Below are 17,580 nucleotides of genomic sequence, written 5' to 3' on the forward strand. Positions count from 1 at the left end.
AGGGGATGACGCTTCGGGCGGTCAGTAGAACGCAGGCGCGGGGCATTTTGTGCCCGCACGCGGCGTGCAGGAAACAACCGTACAGCCCGCACTGCACCTGCTCTGGGTGGTTCGTCTATTTTCCGGTGAGGGGGTTGCGTTTGCGGAAGGTCCCGGCGATGGAGAGCTTGGTCGAGTATTGGATGGATCCGTAGCGGAAGAGGTGGACGGCGAGGCGGAGGATGAGGAATCCGATGGTGAACAGTTCGCCAATGACGATGGTCGCCTCGAGTGGTGTGAGGGTGCCGAAGCCGTTGCGGAGCAGCGCGGTCACGGGGGCCGAGAGGGGGAAGTAGGTGAAGATCTGCACGATGGGTGCGTGCGGGTCCGAGATGATCAGGCTCATCGCGTAGAAGGGGACGAAGATCAGGGCCATCAGGGGTCCGAAGATCGTGCCGGCGTCCTTGGCGGTGGGCATGATGGCGCCGATCGCGACGAGGACGCCGGTGAAGACGGTGAACCCGCCGAGGAGCAGCAGCGCCCCGACGATCATGGCCCCGGGTTCGAAGGTCAGGATCGAGAGGTCCAGGTCGGGCATGGCGAGTTTGTCGCGGAAGAAGGCGTACCCGGCGGCGATGGGGGTGAGGAAGACCAGGATCTGCACGGCGCCGACCATGAACAGGGCGATGACCTTGCCGACGATCAGGGTGGTGGGGTTCAGGGTCGTGAGGATCATTTCGGTGACCCGGTTTTCCTTCTCTTCCAGGGTGCTGTTGAGCATCTGGCTGGAGAGCAGGATGAGGCAGACGTAGAAGATCAGCAGGAACATCAGCGGCGGCACGGCGGCGCCAATGCCGCCGGATTCCTTGCCGTCCTTGAAGGTCACGGACACGGTTTTCACCTCGCCGCCGGCCGCGGCCATCAGCTGGGGCGAACCGATCGCGGCCTGCGCCGAGGCGGTGAGGAGCTGTTTGGCGACGGCGTCGTACTTGCCGTTGTCGAAGATCCCCTGATCCGCCCCGTAGACCTTTACCGGCTGTGTGGCCGGCTCGGCGGGGTAGGCGAAGTAGGCGTCCGAGAGCCCGTCTTTGACATCCTGCACCGCCTTGCCCGGGTCCGCGGCCGGCCGGCCGCCCATCGCGGTGGCGATCGCCGGGGTGATGAGTCCGGAGGCGTCGGTGTAGGTGAAGGACACGGCGGCGGTTTTCTGGGCGTCGGCGCTGGCCGCGGTGGAGGAGTTGCTGAGGTAGACGAGCCCGAAGACGATCGCCATCACCACCGGGATCGCCAGGGTCGCGATCCAGAAGCGGCGTTTCTTGACCGTGCGGGTGAATTCAAACCCGATGACGGTGCCGAGGTTGTGACCGGCGAAGGGACGCTTCGGTGTGGGCGGCTGGGTGGCCGGTGCGGGGGAGGGGGCCTGTGTGGATGTTTTCTGGGTCATGGGGTTATGCCTCCGCCAGTTCGTGGGTTTCGCCGTAGACCTTGATGAAGACCTCCTCAAGGGAGGTCCTGGCGGTGGTGAAGGACTTCACGGCGACGCCGTGGGTGATGAGTTCGCGCAGCACGTCCGATTCGTCCGCGCCGGGGCGGGGGGAGAGTTCGGCATGCCCGCCGGCGGCGGTAACGATGTCGTACAGGGCCGATGGTGGCAGGACCCCGGTGTAGGTGAGCCGGTACACGGTGCCGCCGAACTGTTCCTGGACCTGGGCGACGGTGCCGTAGGCGCGGGAGGTGCCGTCCTTGAGGAGGATCACCCGGTCGCAGAGCCGTTCGACTTCTTCCATCTGGTGGGTGACCATGATGACGGTCGCGCCCGCGAGTTTCTGGTCCTCGATGATGTCCATCAGCAGCCGCCGGTTCACCGGGTCGAAGCCCTTGGTCGGTTCGTCCAGGATCAGCAGCTCGGGGCCGTTCATGATGGTCACGCCGAGCTGGATTTTCTGCTGCTGCCCGCCGGAAAGCTTATCCAGCCGCATGTTCGCCTTGTCGGCCAGGCCGACCCGTTCGAGGTAGTCCCGGGACCAGGCTTTCGCCCGGTTCTTGTCCAGGCCCTTGAGCCGGCCAAAGTAGACCATGACGTCGAGGACGGCTTCCTTCTTGTAGAGGCCGCGTTCCTCGGGCAGGTACCCCAGCTTCGCCCCGTCCTGCGGGGCGAAGGGCCGGCCGCCGATGTGCAGGGTCCCGGCGGTCGGCTGGTAGATCCCCAGCAGCGCCCGGAGCGTGGTGGTTTTCCCGGATCCGTTGCTGCCGAGGAACCCGAAGGTTTCCCCGGCCCGGACGTCGAAGGAGAGGTCTTTGATGACAGTGGTGTCCCCGAAGTCCATCCGGAAGTCTTGAATGTGTACCAGCGGCTCGGCCGCGTCCCCCGACGTCATGCCCCCACTGTAACCGGCATGCGTGGCGGCGGGCGTGGCCAGTCAGATTGTGCGACGGCATGTTGGCCGATAAGAAAAAGGCCTCCGGCCTCCTACCCCTGTCCCGGTGCCTGCACAGCGGGAACGTCAATCCCGCTGAAATGGGCGCAGTGTGCAGTCATCAATGTTGGGAAGCCGAGCCCGGCCACTTCGCGGATTGAAGCAACAGGGGAAATGCCAGGGGCTGACCCAGCAGGGCGGTAAGGGTGAGGTCGCGCGCGAGTGCGGCCGCTCCAGCCACTGTGGCGGCGTCCTTCAAGGAGCCCGGTTCGATGCGCACTTTGAGGCCAAGACGCTCTGCTGCTTCACGGACCGATGGGAGCAGGGTCGGATTCTGGCCCATTCCTCCGCCGAGGATGATGGTTTCGGGGTTCGCAATCGCTACCAGGGCGGCGACCAGATACGCGATGCCGTCTACCTGCTCCTGGCGGATGCGCACCGCTGGTTGATGCCCCTTCGTTGCCTGGTTGAGCACGTACTGGACGCTCTCGGCCTTTCCCAGGGCCTCAGGGCCGCACGCTCTGTTGTAGCGCTCGAGCAAACCTGCGGAGTTGAGAGCGGTTTCGGCATTGGGGAAATGTGGATCACTGAGGGGCGACGGCAAATAGCGCAGTTCACCGGCTTCACCGCGGGCACCGCGAACGAGGTGACCGTTCGAAATGATGCCCGCTCCTATGCCAACACCGACCTGAAGGTAGGCGAAGTCGGATGAGGCGCCGGAACCGCCGTGTCGAAGTTCTCCAAGCGCAGCGCAGTTCACGTTGTTCTCCGCGTAAAAGGCCACATTGGTTGGCACGTCGAGCCCTGCCAGGATTTCCCAAAGGTCGGCGGGCATGTCAGGGCGCGTTTCCCCGTTCCAATTACACAGCGCCGGAACCGCACGGGATAAAGCGACGCATACGGTGAGAAGATCCCCTCGCGTGCTTGTCAGCTCGTCGATGAGTGACTTCACGGCACGTCGCGCATCGTCCCCGAAGTCGGCATTTGCAGTGTTGGGGGACCCTGAGACTGCGATGTCGCGCTCGACGATGAGGTGTCCGCTGAGCGAGGTGGCTGCCAGGCGAATATGCGTGGACCCGAAATCTACACCGAGAATCCAGCCCGAGAGCCGTCCGAGGCCGTACACGGAAGCCGAGCGACCCGTGGGGCCCTGCTGGGAACTGATTACCTCGACGAGCCCCATCGACGCCAACTCCTCCATGGCGATCGAGACGGTCTGTTTCGAGAGTCCAGTCTCGGCGCTGACCTGGGGGCGGCTCACCCGTTCTAGCGCAAGCAGGACCGCCAAAGTCTTCTTACCGCTTTCGGTCAGCTTGGGCAGACGCATCGTTCTCTCCTCAGTTGCATATCTCAAACCTATTGCCCCCTTTTAGTTCGTTCAGCTACCATACCAATATCTTTAGTTCGTTCGGTTACCAAACAAACAGTTTTCCCGAGAGGAACAGCAGTCAATGGAATTTCTTCCTAAATTCGCCCATATCCCTTCCACGATTGCCGAAGTCGCCGGGCGCGAACTTGACCCGGGAGTCGTTCATCTGGCGCGGCAGGCGCAACGGGTGCGGATCGTCGCCATGGGCGGCTCATTCAACGCTGCGACAGCAGCTGTGGAGCGGTTCCTTGAACGTGGCATTGACGCGCGGGCCGAGCTGGCGTCTCACCTGCTGCATTCATCGATCGGCACGGTAGCGAAGGACGAGCTTGTTGTTCTCGTTTCCTACAGCGGGACGAGCGTGGAGACGATCCGGGCGGCAGAAGCGCTTCGGGACCAAGGCCATAACGGCCTCGTCTGCATTACCAATGCACCAGCCAGCGAACTCTCGGCGGCGTGTGATGCGGTGATCGATCAGGGTCTGACGGAGGAGACCCACGTGCCTTTCGGGCCGTGGACTACGACGTACCTGGCACTGTTTAGGCTGGCCTGCGCGATGGCGGACCAGCCGTTCCCCGACACAGCCGCCCTTGCGCCGGAGGCGGAGCGCCTCCTGACCGCGGCCGGGGATATCCTGGCTCTCCAGCCGGCAGCTCCCGGATACATCGAGTTTTTCGGTCGTGGAGCATTCGCCGCCACCGCGGTACAGGCAACGCTGATCGCGCGAGAGATCGCGCGCGTCCCGGCTGCATCCTGGGAATCCAGCACCTACCGCCATGGGCCAATCGAGGCTATCAGTCCCACGCAGCTTTCCGTTGTTTTCGCCGCTCGGGACGGCCGGCCTGCCGGCCTCGACTCTTCTTTTGCCAGTGGGTTGCGGGAAATCGTCGACAACGTGATTGTTGTGGGTCCCGGGGACAGTAATGTGCCAGTGCGCGTCACTGACGACTTCACTCCTCTGCTTTCCCTTGTGGTACCGGCGGTTTTGTCGTACGCGTGGGGCATGCAGGCCGGGATCCCGGCCGGCGAGTTCCGCTACACTTCCCACTCCGTCACGGACGAGGACGAGCTCACCCGTGAGGGCTAGCAGCCGGACGGATATTGTTGGCGTCGACATCGGCGGCACCAAGATCGCCGCCGGCTATATCGGCGGGGGCGGACGCCTGGTTCAGACGGGCGTGGAACCCACGACCCCGGGCGATGGAGCAGCCAATGTGGCCGCGGTCCACCGCCTCCTTGCCCACCCGGACCTGGATGGGTCACCGGTTGTAGGTGTCTCGATGGCCACCACCATGGACGAGAACGGGGCACTACGCGACCCGCACAACTGGTTTGGATGGAGGGGCGTCGATCTCGCCGAGCTGCTGCGGACCGATCGGCGGGAGTTCGTTGTCGTCGCCGATGCCGAAGCGGGGGCAGTCGGTGAGGCCATGATAGGCGCAAGCAGCGGGGACCAACGGGCGCTGTATGTGACCGTGGGAACGGGCATCGCTCACTGCTTCGTCGAGGCCGGGCGCCCGTTGTCCGGTGCCCACAAGTCGGCCTACTTCAGTGGCTACACGACGCCGGCCCGTTGTTCCTGGGACGGGTGCGACGCCCCCTACGTTGAGCGCATATCTTCCGGAACCGCCATCGCACGGGACTTTCTCGGCGAAGAGCGCGGGGACACCCGGCTCGTCTTTGACGCGGCACGAACAGGTGACCGGCATGCCCGGCAGATAATCGAGCACGCCGCCTGGCACCTCGGAGTGCTCATCGCCGATCTCATGCTCATCTACGACCCTGACAGCGTCGTCATCGGCGGCGGGCTTGGGACCGGAGCAGACAGCTACCGCCAACGGGTGGCCGAGGTAGCGCGCGGACACCTCACGGTCGAGCATACGAGGGGAATTCCCATCCGCCGGGCCGGCCTCGGAGGTTCGTCATGTTGGGCCGGAGCGATCCTCGTCGCACGCGAACAGTGCACGGACCGTGCCATTTCCGAGGACGCACACACGCTCATCAGCACGCAGGGGAGACTCCCATGACCGGCAGCAGGACGGTCCCTGTCGCCAGCAAGAGGCGTACACCGACCGAAGTCGTCAAGCTCAAGCGCTGGGGCCGGGTCATCGGGGGCGCGGCAGCCGCCGCCCTGGTGGTGGTCATCATCATGATGTTTGCGACCAGCCGGAACGTGGATTGGCCTGTTGTGTTCGACTACATCGGGAACGCCGCTATCCTTTCGGGCGTCGTGGTCACCGTTGAGCTGACCGTCCTGGCGATGGTGCTCGGCACGGTGCTGGGAACTGTCATCGCGATCATGCGGCTCTCGCAGAACCCGGTCCTGCGCTGGATCTCCAGCACCTATGTTTGGTTCGTTCGCAGCATCCCGCAGCTGGTCCAGATCCTGTTCTGGTACAACATCGCGCTGTTCGTACCCACGCTCGGCCTCGGTCCGTGGTTGACACCCACTAACGCGGTCATCACCCCGATTGTGGCAGCCACGCTTGGGCTCGGGCTCAACGAGGCGGCCTACATGTCGGAGGTGGTCCGTGCGGGCATCCTCTCTATCGACAAGGGCCAGCGCGAAGCGGCAGCCTCCCTCGGGTATCGCCCGGCACAGCTCATGCGGCACATCGTGCTCCCACAGGCCATGCGGGTCATCATCCCCCCGTCGAGCAATGAGGTCATCGGCATGCTGAAGGCGACGTCGCTGGTCTCAGTGATCGGTGCAGCTGACCTGCTCACCCGGGCGCAGTCGATCTCCTCGTCGAACTTCAAAATCATCGAGCTGCTGTTCGTGGCGAGCCTGTGGTACATCGTCGCGACGACAGTCGCCAGTATCGGACAGCACTACCTGGAGAAGAAATACTCGTGGAGCTCCCGCCCCATGCGGAGATCGTCGCGGCCGGTCGTAGAGGAGCAGGTATGAGCCAGAGTGAGATCGTCGTGGAGGCGATCGATGTGCAAAAGAAGTATGGCGACCAGACAGTGCTGAAAGGGATCGACTTTGTCGCACGGCGCGGCGAGGTCACCTGCATCCTCGGTGCGTCCGGCGGCGGAAAATCCACCTTCCTCCGCTGCATCAACCACCTGGAGACCATCGACGGAGGTGAGTTGTTCGTCGATGGGCACCTCGTCGGCTATCGGGAGAGCAACGGCAAACTCTACGAGCTAAAGGAGCGGGAGACCGCTGACCGCCGGTCCCGGATCGGGATGGTGTTCCAGCAGTTCAACCTGTTCTCCCATATGAGCATCCAGGACAACCTCGTGCAGCCGCAGGTGCTGGTCAAAAAACGGTCGGCCGCCGAGGCGAAGGAGCGGGCGCAGGTCCTGCTGGAACGTGTCGGGCTCGCGGATAAGGGCAGGGCATACCCGCGGGAACTCTCCGGCGGCCAGCAGCAGCGGGCGGCCATCGCCCGGACCCTTGCAGTGGACCCGCAGCTGATCCTGTTCGACGAACCGACCTCCGCCCTTGACCCGGAGCTGGTCAGCGAGGTGCTCGACGTGATGCGGGACCTCGCCGCCAGCGGCATGACCATGATCGTGGTCACCCACGAGATCGGCTTCGCCCGGGAAGTGGCGGACCAGATCGCGTTCTTCGACGGAGGAAAGCTCCTCGAATCGGCACCACCCCAGCAATTCCTCACTTCACCATCAACCGACCGAGCTAGAAACTTTCTCAGAAGGGTTTTGTCATGAAAACCAAGCAGTGGCGCGTCCTGGCTACACTCTCCTCCGCGGTCATGATCGCAACCGCACTTGCCGCCTGTTCTTCCGCGAGTGGATCGACTACCGCTCCAACGTCCGCCCAGGCCGCGGGCAACTGCACGGTCGCCGGGAAGACAGTCGAGGCTGACCAGAGCCTCAAGTCCCAGGTTCCGGCGTCGACCTCGTCGACCGGCCACCTCAACATCGCGACCTCCGGAGACGGACCGCCGTACACCTACAAGGACAAGGACGGGAATCTCACCGGCCTCGAGATCGACCTCGGGCAGGCCATTGGCTGCACCCTTGGCCTCCAGAGTGGCTTCAAGACCATCGCGTTTGCCGGCATCCTCACCGGCATCCAGGCCGGACGCTACGACATGGGCATGTCGACCATCAGCGACACCTCCCAGCGCGAGAAAGTAATGAACTTCGTCAGCTATCAGACCGAGGGCACCGCACTCATCGTGGGGAAGGGCAACCCCCACAGTGTGAAAACGATCGGCGACACCTGCGGTCTTCGCGTTGCGGTGACCCAGGGCGGTATTACCCAGCAGCTCGTTGAGAAGCAGAATGCCCTGTGCTCTGAGAAGATGACGGTTTCACCGCTGCCTGCTGCAGCGGACGGATACCTCTCGATCCGCAGCGGCCGTGCGGACGTTTTCCTCGACACTTTCGGCACGGCCCTGTACACCAGCAAGAATGGGACCGGCAGTGGGGACGCGCTGGAAGTCGTGGCCGACAAGCGGTATGGCATTGGTTACCAAGCCATCGCCCTGCCGAAGACAGAGGACGGGACCAAGCTGACCCAGGTGGTTGCTGATGCTGTGAACCACCTGATTGAGACCGGCGTGTATGGGGAGCTCTACAAGTCACGCGGTCTGGAACAGAACGAACTGCCCAAAGTACAGATCAATGACGCGGCGAAGTACGAAAACAGCTTCCTGGACCTTAACTAGCCGGCCAATCGGTCAGGGAGCGTCAAGACAATAACGGAGCGGCGCGGCTGCATGATGCCGGCAGGTGGGTTTGCCCCTGACCCACCTGCCGGCCGCCTCGGTGTTCAGGGTCCGTCCGATGGCTTCACATTGTTGAGGAGCCCTCGATGCCCTGGCGCGGGAACCGGTCGCTCACAGGTCGTGGACGACCCTTACCGCGCCGGCAGTGAGCGCCGCGCGGTGAGGACGGCCGGTCGCTCGGCCAAAGAGGTAGACAGGACAGGATGGTGTGAGGTCCGTTTCGTCTTGACACTCCGGCTGCGGATCGCGCTTGCCCTGGCGTCAAAGATAGCGACGCCAGGGGCGCGCTGACGGGGGATGATGCGAAACCTCTCGCCCGTTTCAGGGACGCAGGACCGGGCGGAGGTACTGCCCTTCGGTAGTGTCTGCCGGCTTAGGGATCCAGTAGCCAGGAACCCGGGTCGGATGAGAGACTTCGGGGTCCGTGCCGTGCAGTGGTGCGTGACGCCTGCGGATCATGCAGATCCGCGCGTGGTGAGTACCGTGGTCCGGCCGTCGAGCCTGCGGGTGTGGCGGCTTCCGAGCAGCCCCGACAGAGCGTGGTCGAGGGTGAGTGCCACGGCCCCTTCGACTGTCGCTTGGTCCCCCAGGTCGCTTACGCGAACGCTGATTTCCGGTTTGAAGCGGTGTACGGTCCCGGTTACGCCGGCTGTCAGCAATGGGTTCTGACCCACGCCGCCGCCGAGGACGATCAGGGCGGGGTCGACGACTGCGGTGAGGGTGAGGGCAAGCTGGCCGATGTCGTTGGCATGCTGGGCGAGAGCCGTCACGGCCGGGGGAGTGCCTGTGCGTGCATGTTCGAAGAGTTCAGGCACCGTGGTGGGTGCGGGGCCGAAACTAGGGTCCCAGGCGGAGGTGCATCGGCGAAGGAGTTCGCGCGAGCCGAGGTAGTGTTCGAGCGCGAATTCGTCTCCTTGATCCCGGGCCGGCCAGCCGACGGGGAGCGACGATATTTCTCCGGCTCCACCGTGTGCTCCGCGCAGGACGCGCCGGTCAGCGACGATGCCTGCGCCGATTCCGACTCCTACCTGGAGGAAAACGAAGTCATCATGGTCCTGGGCCGTTCCGCGTTCCATCTCAGCCAGGGCCGCGCAGTTGACGTTGTTTTCCAGAAGCACCGGCACCCCCTCAGGCAGGGAGAGTGCTTCGAGGATCCCGGGCAGGGCATGTCCTTTCTCCGTACTTCCGGCTGCAGACTGTTCCAGGTACTGCGGAATGATGCGGGGGAGCGCGATCCCTACAGCCCGCAGCGGTCCGTTCGTCTGGGATAGCGGGGCTGCAACACGCGCCACCTGGTCGCGCACGGCTTTGAGGATCTGAACCGGTCCGTCGTCGTCATCGCTGTCAAGGCTGAGTGAAGAGGACGCAAGCGACCGTCCGTCCAGGCCCCGCGCCAGAAGTTGCAGCCGGGTGGAACCCAGATCAATGCCGAGCAGCCAGCCGGCGGACTCAGCCAGGCCGTAGACCGTGGCCGACCGTCCGATCGAGCCTTGGCGCGCACGCAGGGGGACGATCAGCCCGACCTTTTCAAGTTCGGCCACCGCCAGACTGACCGTGGGTTTGGTGAGGCCCAGTTCACTGCTGATTTCAGGTCTCGTCGTCTCGCGTTGCGCGTAGACCACGGCGAGGACGGCCCGCTCGGTGTCGGTCAGGGCGGGGGTGTCGGCGGTTTGCTGCACGGGGCTCCACTGTTTCATGTTCGTGAATTTTCCTCCGAGTTTAGTTGGAACCCTTGACGCGGCCCTATTAGTAAGTTTAATAATCTTACTAATCCTTTTCAACTATCTGAGGAACCGACGACATGACGACGACAAACCGATGGCTCACCTTCGAAGCCGGAGTAGCAAGCCAGGCTGCCGGCCTGGGCGAATCCATCCGCCAGATGCGTGAATGGCTGGCCGGGGGAGGGGCCGAGGTTTTCCGGGACAGGAGCGTCATGCTCGCCGGCATCGGCGCCAGCTACGCGGCGGCGGCGACACCGACCTACGTGCTTCGCGAAGCCGGGATCAGGGCCTACCGCTCGGCCTGTTCGGATGTTCCTGACAACGGGCCCGCCCTCGCCGATATCTATGTCGGCATCTCCCAGGGCGGCCGCAGCCGCGAGACCATCCAGGCGCTGCTCACGGTACCGCAGGACCGCCGCGTCGCCGTCGTCAATAACCCCGTCTCACCGCTGGCGGACTCTTCAGGGACGGTCATCAGCGTCGGCGCCCTGCCGGACAGCAGCATGTCATCGGTGGGCTTCACGGCCACCGTGGCGACCTTGGGCCTGCTCGCGGAATGGATCACCACCGACGGGACCGGCCCCTGGTGGGACGGCATCGGCCAGCTCACCGAAGACGTGGTAGCCGACAACGACGAGGCGCTGCGCGCCTTTGCCACCGAGATTGCGCTGCGGGGCAACGTCGATGTTGTGGCCGCGGCCCCCAACCTGACCTCGGCCGAACAGGGAGGCCTTCTCTTCCGCGAGGGACCGGCACTGCCCTCGACCGCCATGGACACCCGTTCCTACCTGCACGGCCCCATGGACTGCGCCGGTCCCACTTCGCACGTCCTCATCGGGAGGCAACGGGAGGGCCTCCTGGCAGAGCAGCTCGCCGAGAAAGACGCACCAATCCTGCTCGTCACGGACCAGGACGTCAGCGCGCCCGCCTCCATCATCCGCATTCCCGAGCTGCCGGCCGCCCCGCGCTCGATCCTGGAAGTGGCACTGCTGCAACGGCTGGTCCAGCACACCGCCGACGCGGCGGGACGCGACATCGAAGCTCGCGCCTTCACCCGCCTGGACACGAAGGTCGACAGCGTGCAGCAGGTCCGCGAAGGCACGCTGTGACAGCCCCCCTGCTGGTCGGCTTCGACGTCGGCGGCTCAAAAATCGCTCTGCGCGCCGTCGATCCCACCAGCTCCCGGACCGTACTCAACCACATCTCTGCCACCGAGCGGTGGCGCGGAGAAGAGTACGGGACAAAGGCCAGGCTGCTGGTGGACATGCTCCTCTCGCAGGGGATCAAGGATATGGGCTCCCTCGCAGTGGGCGCTCACGGCTGTGACACCCAGGAGCAGTGCCGGTTTCTCGAGGGCGCGCTGAAAACTCTTCTGCCGATACCGGTCCGGGTCGTCAACGACGCGCAGCTGCTGTCTTACGCCGCCGGGAAACCGGACGCCATCGGCGTTATTTCCGGTACCGGGTCGATCGCCGTCGGCACCACAGCGGCCGATGACGCCGTCTTCGCCGGAGGACACGGGTGGATGGTGGGTGACGACGGGGGAGCCACCGGTCTGGTCAGGGAAGCCGTAAGGGCGGCACTGATCGCGGCCGATGCGGGCCGAACCGACCACACACTGGAACGGGCGCTGACGCAGGCAGCCGGAGTCTCCCGCATCACTGACCTCAGCAGCCTGATGATGACCCAGCGGCCGGAACAATGGGCACGCCTCGCACCGGTCATTTTCTCGGCCGACGCCGCAGGATCCCCCCTCGCCCGCGCCGTCATCCAGGCCGCGGCAGCGTCCCTGGCAGCCCTGACGGTATCGGTGATCCGCAAAGGAGCCCTCGCCGAGGACGTAGTCCTCGGCGGAAGCGTCATCACTTCCCAGCCCGTATACGCAGCAGAAGTCCGGTCCCATCTCCTGCGGGAACTGCCCGGCGTCCGTATCCACCTGCTCCAAAACGCCCCCGTCGACGGTGCCATCGCCATCGCAGGGGACCTCGTCCCATCCGCTCCCGCTCCGCTGTACCATTCCTGACCAGCGCCCCCGCACTCTCCAAATATCCGAAGGACACTCATGAACATCCGCCAGTCCCGCATCCTCACCGCAGTCGTTGCCACCGGCTTCGCCGCCGCTCTCGCCGGCTGCAGCGCCGCTGCGAGCCCCACCACCGCAACTGCGTCCAACAGCGCGCCCAACGCCCTCGAAGGCGTCAACACCCAGCCCGCCTACAACGAAACCATCGCCAAGACGGTACCGGAGGCATTCAAAAAGCCCGGCGGCCTCACCGTAGGAACAGACGCCACCATGGCACCAAAGGAATTCATCGGCGATGACGGCAGCACCTTCAAAGGCCTGGACATCGACTTCACCTACGCCATCGGCAACGTCCTGGGCATCAAGATGAACTTCGTCAACGCCGGGTTCGACACCCTCCTGCCCGGGGTGCAGAACGGACGCTACGACCTCGTCGCCTCCTCCGCGGCCCCGACCCTCGCGCGCGAAAAAGTCGTCGACTTCGTCAGCGTCGATCGCTCCGGAGAAACACTGCTCGTCAAATCCGAGAAGAAGTCCACCATCACCTCCATCGAATCCCTGTGCGGCATGACCGCCGCGGCCATCAAGGGTTCCCTGCAGGTCGAGGATCTCAGCGAACAGAGCACGAAATGCACGGCCGCCGGGAAGCCGGCCATCAACACCTCCCTCTACCCGGACGCCTCCGCGGCCAACCTTGCCCTCAACAGCGACCGGGCCGACGCTGCCTTCTTCGACACCCCGACATCGGCCTACCAGTCCAAGAACTCCAACGGCAAACTCGCCATGACCGGACCGATCTACCGGGCGGGCCTGGAGGGCATCTTCATGTCCCAGGGCAAGGGACTCGCCCAGCCCGTCGCCAACGCCGTGAACGAGCTCATCAAGACCGGCGTGTACCAGGAACTGCTCAACAAATGGGGCCTGAACGACTCCGCCATCAAGACCGCCTACGTGAACCCCGCGACCAACGGCAAGGCTGAATGACATGAGCCAGGACACCCAGCAGGTGGCCCAGGAAGCCGCCTACGAACCCCTCCGGATCCGTGAACGATTCCGGCCATGGTCATGGGTTTCAACGGCGCTGATCCTCGTCGTCATGGCCGTGCTCCTCCAGGCCCTCCTGACCAACCCCAACTTCCAGTGGGACGTCGTCGCCAAGTACTTCCTGTCCTCCTCCATCCTCAAGGGGCTGGTGCACACCCTGGAACTGACGGCCCTGTCGATGCTGATCGGCGTCAGTCTCGGCACGCTCCTCGCGGTGATGCGAGGGTCCCGCAACACCGCCTTGTCGGGCGCCTCCAGCGCCTACATCTGGTTCTTCCGGGGCACACCCCTGCTCGTGCAGCTCATCTTCTGGTACAACCTCTCCTCGCTGTATCCAAGCCTTGTTCTCGGGATCCCGTTCACGGGCATCGACTTCGGATCCGTTGTCACCAACACCGTCATCTCGCCCTACACGGCTGCCCTGCTGGGACTGGGCCTCAACCAGGCGGCGTACACGGCGGAGATTGTCCGGGCCGGGATTCTTTCCGTGCCCCACGGACAACTCGACGCCGCCGCCTCCTTCGGCATGACCAGGGGCCTGACCTTGCGCAGGGTGGTTCTCCCGCAGGCGATGCGGGTCATCATCCCCCCGGTCGGCAATGAGACCATCGGGATGCTCAAGACAACATCAGTGGTCAGTGTCCTGGCGATGCCCGAACTCCTGTACAGCGCCCAAATCATCTACGCGCGCACCTACGAGATCATCCCGATGCTCATCGTGGCCAGCCTCTGGTACCTGCTCGTCACGACGGTGTTGACGCTGATCCAGATGCAGATCGAGAAGAAATACGCCGTACGCGGGCCCGCCGCGGAAGACGGAACGTTCAAACAGTTCGTCCGGAGGGCCTGGAGAACCCACGCGTCCCGCACCGGGACATCCCTTGCCAAGGCGAATATGACAGGAGCACGTCCATGACGGCACCAGCCAGTCCCCTCAGCCCGACCAGGGCGACAACCACACCCATGGTGGTTGCGCGTGGCGTCCACAAGTCCTTCGGGAAGACGCCGGTACTGCGCGGGCTCGACCTTGACGTAGACGCAGGAGAGGTCGTCTGCCTTCTCGGATCCTCCGGATCCGGCAAAACGACATTCCTGCGCTGCATCAACCACCTCGAGAAAATCAACGCCGGAAGAATCACCGTGGCCGGTGAGATCGTTGGCTACCGTGAAGCAGGCAATCACCTCGTCGAACTCTCCGAAAAGGAAGTAGCCAGACAACGGGCCGGCATGGCCATGGTTTTCCAGCAGTTCAACCTGTTTCCTCACCGCACGGTATTGCAGAACCTCATCGAAGCTCCAGTCCTCGTCAAACACGAGCCGAAGGCCGAGGCGACCGAACGCGCCGTCAGCATGCTTTCCCGCGTCGGTCTGGCAGGTAAGGAGAAGGCCTACCCGGGGCAGCTCTCCGGAGGCCAGCAGCAACGCGTCGCGATAGCCCGGGCCCTCACCATGAGACCGAAACTGATGCTCTTCGATGAACCCACCAGCGCCCTCGATCCCGAACTCGTCGGGGAGGTCCTGGATGTGATGAGGGGCCTGGCGGAATCCGGCATGACGATGATCGTGGTCACCCACGAAATGGCATTCGCACGGGACGTGGCGGACCGCGTCGTCGTCATGGATGGAGGAACCATCGTCGAGCAAGGCGCCCCGTCAACCGTCTTCGACAATCCGCAACACGCCCGCACACGGGCGTTCCTCCGCAAAATGGGGTGAGACCAGACGCAGGGCCGGTGTATGCTGTCATGCCGCGGCGGGCCAGACCCGGGCCAGCCGGGAGCGTCACAAGTCAACGTCTGAGGTGGCAGCTTCCCTCTGGACGGGCGCGGATCCTGAGGGTTTCGGAACGGGCGGGGTTAGCGGCTGCAGCGGAGAGGGTCATTCGGGCAGTTCCATTTGGAAGCCGCAGACGCATCTGAGGACCCGGGTGGAGAGGTACACGTCCAGGGCATCTTCGGTCGCGGTTTCTGTGGTCAGGGGCGCGGACAGCCTGCGGTGCTCGGATCCGGCCTTCTCCATCGGTTGTCCGCAGTGCAGGTAGTGCCCGCCGAGGATCAGCACGTCGCCGGTTTGTTCCAGCCGGGCCAGGACGCCGGCCAGGTCAGCGAGCCAGGCAGTATGTTCACTGAAGCGCCCGCATCGGCCGCAGGTGTGGGAGACCATCACGATATCGGGCGGATAATCCGGCGGATGGGACACCGACCTGATCGTCAGTTGGGCGTCGGTGCCGCAGCGGCCGCACATCACCGGCAGCGCGCCGGGTGGGCGTCCGGTGTCGTCGGGGCGGAAGCCGGGGGTTTCGAGTGGCATGATCAGCCGCGGTGGGGGTAGCTGGCGAGGATGTAGTCTGCTGCCGCTTGTCCTTTCATCCTCAGCCGGCCCCTGCGGATATGGACGCGGCACCGGCGCATGCCTGCGCGGAAGGCGGCATCGCGCCTGGGTGTCTTGCCCTGGAGCAGGCACCAGCTGGTGTACAGGCCGTAGAGGCAGTGCGGACCGAGGGGGCTGTCGGTGTCGGGGGCGGGGGAAGTGGCGTCGTGAAGGAACTGCTGGAAATGCGAGGTGGCCATGGAGCGGCTCTTTCCTCAGGCTGCGTGATGGGCCGCCATGGGGCTATAGCAGCGTCAGCTCCGGGCCGCGCACCAGGCCCGGAGGGGGTCCCTGCGCAAGAAGCCGGCGCAAAGGGGCCGTATTCGACGCTACCCCGCGCGGCCGGGGTTGTATATAGCCCGGCCGGAACTGGTGGACCCGGCGGGGGCCGTACACACACCCGCCAGGACCAGATGAAGTGGCAGGGGGTACCTGACGGGGGCGGTGGGATCCGTCGTCGAAGCGGCGGACGGGCCACAATCATCGGATACAGCGCCTTAAAGGCCTCGCTCGGCGTCAGCCCCCGCGTTCCCGAGCATCCGCCAGGCAGATGCCCCGTCGCGAGTGCCCTTTTGGATGGCCGATGTTTTAGCGGTCGGCGGCCGTGGCTGGCTTGGTATCGCGCGAAAGCAGCAGGGCCAGCGCGATCATCCCGACGCCGAGGACAAAGTGGAGCCAGTTGTCCGCGTTGTTGACTGGCACGAAGTTCGCCGGGGTGTCGTGCCCGACGATGAGCCCGTAGATCCAGAGGACCAGGTAGATAATGCCGCCGTACAGCAGAAAGTTCCTGGCCAGCGGGCGGGTGCGGGCCATCAGGAAGCCGGCAACGCCGAAGAGCAAATGGACGATGTTGTGAAGAACGGAGACCTGGAAGACCCCCAGGAGCAGCGCCCCGGACTCATGGCCTGCGATCACGAGAGCATCGTAATGGCCGGTCACTCCCGGGATGAAGCCAAGGACGCCCACAAGCAGGAAGACTGCCCCTACTGCCAGGGCTGCTTTCTGCACGTTTGTCCGCGGGCCTGTCGTGCGGTTGGTGGTTGTCAAAGTGCACTCTCCTTCGTCGGAAAAGCTTCACCGGTCGCCGCTGCCTGAACCCGCCTCAGCCGCGTATCCAACATAGTAAGCATGATTAGCATTTATGGGAAGCGTCTGCTTCAGCGGTTCCGCGCCCGCATGGGCAGGGAGTCGCTCGCCCTGGTGGCGCGGACCCGTCCGGGGTCCCGGATGGCGAAGGACGACCCAGGTCTTCGGTCGGTCCGCTATTTCCTGTCACCAGCGGACGGGCCGGCCATGTCGGGCCGGTCAGTGCTGAATTTATGCCGCCGCAGCGACGGACCTGGTGGGATTAAGCTGTCCCGCTTAGCGATCACCAGCCCCGCCAAAAGCGCAGCCGCGACATGCGCATGCAGCGTCAGCTCCGTGGAATGGGCCGGAGAGGATGCCGACGAAACCAGCGGAAGCTGACGAAGGAATACGCCATGGCCGTGCTCTGCGGAAGAACCGCCGTCAAAAGCTGCGGAGAACAGTCCGAACGCAAGGTGCAGGACCTGCTGCACCAGACCCGAGAGCAGGAGCACTCCCCACACCGGGAACCTGAGGAAAGCGACCATCGAGGCAAGCATGCTCAACAGGGCAGTCAGCGCCGCAAGAATAGAAACCGCGGGAACCGGACCGCCGGACACCGAATGCGCGGCAACGGCGAGGGCGACCATCAGCGGCCCGGACATCCAGGCAACAACCAGCGAACTGTGACCCTTCCGTTGCTCCACGGAAAATCTCCTCCTGCTCCCAGGCCGCCGCCCCGGCCGGTAGAACCCCTCCTCGCCACTTCTCGTTGTTCCCCAGGGGCAACCTGACGTTAGGTGTACCCGCATGTTATCTGCGCGGCTGTCGCCACATCTACTGTCATTTTCAGAAGCTGACTGCACTGACTTTCCTGTGATTT

18 protein-coding genes are annotated in these 17,580 nt (G+C 64.4%); 10 read left to right on the plus strand and 8 right to left on the minus strand.

Annotation, left to right across the window (positions count from 1 at the left end):
• Window positions 1-115: 115 nt before the first annotated feature.
• The 3 genes from BM372_RS17775 to BM372_RS17785 form a co-directional block, all read right to left on the minus strand.
• On the minus strand, window positions 116-1,423 hold the full coding sequence (locus BM372_RS17775; protein ID WP_090956775.1) for an ABC transporter permease: 1,308 nt from the start codon (window positions 1,421-1,423) through the stop codon (window positions 116-118).
• A gap of 4 nt (window positions 1,424-1,427) precedes the next feature.
• The gene (locus BM372_RS17780; protein ID WP_090956776.1) at window positions 1,428-2,357 is read right to left on the minus strand and encodes an ABC transporter ATP-binding protein; all 930 of its coding nucleotides are present in this window, start codon (window positions 2,355-2,357) and stop codon (window positions 1,428-1,430) included.
• A 160-nt stretch (window positions 2,358-2,517) separates the two neighbouring features.
• On the minus strand, window positions 2,518-3,723 hold the full coding sequence (locus BM372_RS17785; protein WP_090956777.1) for an ROK family transcriptional regulator: 1,206 nt from the start codon (window positions 3,721-3,723) through the stop codon (window positions 2,518-2,520).
• 124 nt (window positions 3,724-3,847) lie between these two features.
• Between BM372_RS17785 and BM372_RS17790 the strand changes: the two genes are divergently transcribed.
• The 5 genes from BM372_RS17790 to BM372_RS17810 are packed head-to-tail and all read left to right on the plus strand — an operon-like array spanning window position 3,848 to window position 8,411.
• Window positions 3,848-4,852, plus strand: a complete 1,005-nt coding sequence (locus tag BM372_RS17790) for an SIS domain-containing protein (protein ID WP_090956778.1) — start codon at window positions 3,848-3,850, stop codon at window positions 4,850-4,852.
• On the plus strand, window positions 4,842-5,792 hold the full coding sequence (locus tag BM372_RS17795; RefSeq protein WP_177236062.1) for an ROK family protein: 951 nt from the start codon (window positions 4,842-4,844) through the stop codon (window positions 5,790-5,792). Before BM372_RS17790 ends, BM372_RS17795 begins: the two co-directional genes overlap by 11 nt.
• Window positions 5,789-6,676 carry an amino acid ABC transporter permease gene (locus BM372_RS17800; protein ID WP_090956780.1) on the plus strand — a complete coding sequence of 296 codons (888 nt, stop codon included), beginning with the start codon at window positions 5,789-5,791 and terminating at the stop codon, window positions 6,674-6,676. Before BM372_RS17795 ends, BM372_RS17800 begins: the two co-directional genes overlap by 4 nt.
• A complete protein-coding gene (locus tag BM372_RS17805; protein WP_090956781.1) occupies window positions 6,673-7,446 on the plus strand; it encodes an amino acid ABC transporter ATP-binding protein in 774 nt (257 codons plus the stop codon). The genes BM372_RS17800 and BM372_RS17805 overlap by 4 nt, the downstream gene beginning before the upstream one ends.
• Window positions 7,443-8,411, plus strand: coding sequence for an ABC transporter substrate-binding protein (locus BM372_RS17810; RefSeq protein WP_090956782.1), 969 nt, complete (start codon window positions 7,443-7,445; stop codon window positions 8,409-8,411). The genes BM372_RS17805 and BM372_RS17810 overlap by 4 nt, the downstream gene beginning before the upstream one ends.
• A gap of 515 nt (window positions 8,412-8,926) precedes the next feature.
• Here the strand turns inward: BM372_RS17810 and BM372_RS17815 are convergent.
• Window positions 8,927-10,168, minus strand: coding sequence for an ROK family transcriptional regulator (locus BM372_RS17815; protein ID WP_090956783.1), 1,242 nt, complete (start codon window positions 10,166-10,168; stop codon window positions 8,927-8,929).
• A 104-nt stretch (window positions 10,169-10,272) separates the two neighbouring features.
• On the opposite strand from BM372_RS17815, the gene BM372_RS20775 reads away from it, so the two are divergent.
• The 5 genes from BM372_RS20775 to BM372_RS17835 are packed head-to-tail and all read left to right on the plus strand — an operon-like array spanning window position 10,273 to window position 14,978.
• Entirely contained in the window at window positions 10,273-11,304 is a 1,032-nt protein-coding gene (locus BM372_RS20775; protein WP_177236063.1) for an SIS domain-containing protein, read from the plus strand.
• Window positions 11,301-12,218, plus strand: coding sequence for a BadF/BadG/BcrA/BcrD ATPase family protein (locus BM372_RS20780; protein ID WP_177236064.1), 918 nt, complete (start codon window positions 11,301-11,303; stop codon window positions 12,216-12,218). The genes BM372_RS20775 and BM372_RS20780 overlap by 4 nt, the downstream gene beginning before the upstream one ends.
• Window positions 12,219-12,257: 39 nt before the next feature.
• Window positions 12,258-13,202: an ABC transporter substrate-binding protein gene (locus BM372_RS17825; RefSeq protein WP_090956784.1), complete on the plus strand. Its 945-nt coding sequence runs from the start codon at window positions 12,258-12,260 to the stop codon at window positions 13,200-13,202.
• A gap of 1 nt (window position 13,203) precedes the next feature.
• Window positions 13,204-14,178: an amino acid ABC transporter permease gene (locus BM372_RS17830; protein WP_090956785.1), complete on the plus strand. Its 975-nt coding sequence runs from the start codon at window positions 13,204-13,206 to the stop codon at window positions 14,176-14,178.
• Window positions 14,175-14,978, plus strand: coding sequence for an amino acid ABC transporter ATP-binding protein (locus BM372_RS17835; protein WP_305728174.1), 804 nt, complete (start codon window positions 14,175-14,177; stop codon window positions 14,976-14,978). Before BM372_RS17830 ends, BM372_RS17835 begins: the two co-directional genes overlap by 4 nt.
• 162 nt (window positions 14,979-15,140) lie before the next feature.
• On the opposite strand, the gene BM372_RS17840 is transcribed toward BM372_RS17835, so the two are convergent.
• The 4 genes from BM372_RS17840 to BM372_RS17855 form a co-directional block, all read right to left on the minus strand.
• Window positions 15,141-15,572, minus strand: a complete 432-nt coding sequence (locus BM372_RS17840) for a hypothetical protein (RefSeq protein ID WP_090956786.1) — start codon at window positions 15,570-15,572, stop codon at window positions 15,141-15,143.
• A 2-nt stretch (window positions 15,573-15,574) separates the two neighbouring features.
• Entirely contained in the window at window positions 15,575-15,832 is a 258-nt protein-coding gene (locus tag BM372_RS17845) for a hypothetical protein (protein WP_090956787.1), read from the minus strand.
• Window positions 15,833-16,220: 388 nt separating this feature from the next.
• Window positions 16,221-16,679, minus strand: a complete 459-nt coding sequence (locus BM372_RS17850) for a DUF4383 domain-containing protein (RefSeq protein ID WP_090956788.1) — start codon at window positions 16,677-16,679, stop codon at window positions 16,221-16,223.
• A 215-nt stretch (window positions 16,680-16,894) separates the two neighbouring features.
• A complete protein-coding gene (locus BM372_RS17855; RefSeq protein WP_143111508.1) occupies window positions 16,895-17,347 on the minus strand; it encodes a hypothetical protein in 453 nt (150 codons plus the stop codon).
• Window positions 17,348-17,580: the final 233 nt, after the last annotated feature.

The organism is Arthrobacter sp. ov118 (assembly GCF_900116495.1).
GTDB lineage: Bacteria > Actinomycetota > Actinomycetes > Actinomycetales > Micrococcaceae > Arthrobacter.

Coding starts and splice junctions, on each gene's coding strand:
- BM372_RS17775 (WP_090956775.1), bottom strand. CDS start 1,423: ATGACCCAGAAAACATCCACACAGGCCCCCTCCCCCGCACCGGCCACC.
- BM372_RS17780 (WP_090956776.1), bottom strand. CDS start 2,357: ATGACGTCGGGGGACGCGGCCGAGCCGCTGGTACACATTCAAGACTTC.
- BM372_RS17785 (WP_090956777.1), bottom strand. CDS start 3,723: ATGCGTCTGCCCAAGCTGACCGAAAGCGGTAAGAAGACTTTGGCGGTC.
- BM372_RS17790 (WP_090956778.1), top strand. CDS start 3,848: ATGGAATTTCTTCCTAAATTCGCCCATATCCCTTCCACGATTGCCGAA.
- BM372_RS17800 (WP_090956780.1), top strand. CDS start 5,789: ATGACCGGCAGCAGGACGGTCCCTGTCGCCAGCAAGAGGCGTACACCG.
- BM372_RS17805 (WP_090956781.1), top strand. CDS start 6,673: ATGAGCCAGAGTGAGATCGTCGTGGAGGCGATCGATGTGCAAAAGAAG.
- BM372_RS17810 (WP_090956782.1), top strand. CDS start 7,443: ATGAAAACCAAGCAGTGGCGCGTCCTGGCTACACTCTCCTCCGCGGTC.
- BM372_RS17815 (WP_090956783.1), bottom strand. CDS start 10,168: ATGAAACAGTGGAGCCCCGTGCAGCAAACCGCCGACACCCCCGCCCTG.
- BM372_RS20775 (WP_177236063.1), top strand. CDS start 10,273: ATGACGACGACAAACCGATGGCTCACCTTCGAAGCCGGAGTAGCAAGC.
- BM372_RS17825 (WP_090956784.1), top strand. CDS start 12,258: ATGAACATCCGCCAGTCCCGCATCCTCACCGCAGTCGTTGCCACCGGC.
- BM372_RS17830 (WP_090956785.1), top strand. CDS start 13,204: ATGAGCCAGGACACCCAGCAGGTGGCCCAGGAAGCCGCCTACGAACCC.
- BM372_RS17835 (WP_305728174.1), top strand. CDS start 14,175: ATGACGGCACCAGCCAGTCCCCTCAGCCCGACCAGGGCGACAACCACA.
- BM372_RS17840 (WP_090956786.1), bottom strand. CDS start 15,572: ATGCCACTCGAAACCCCCGGCTTCCGCCCCGACGACACCGGACGCCCA.
- BM372_RS17845 (WP_090956787.1), bottom strand. CDS start 15,832: ATGGCCACCTCGCATTTCCAGCAGTTCCTTCACGACGCCACTTCCCCC.
- BM372_RS17855 (WP_143111508.1), bottom strand. CDS start 17,347: ATGGTCGCCCTCGCCGTTGCCGCGCATTCGGTGTCCGGCGGTCCGGTT.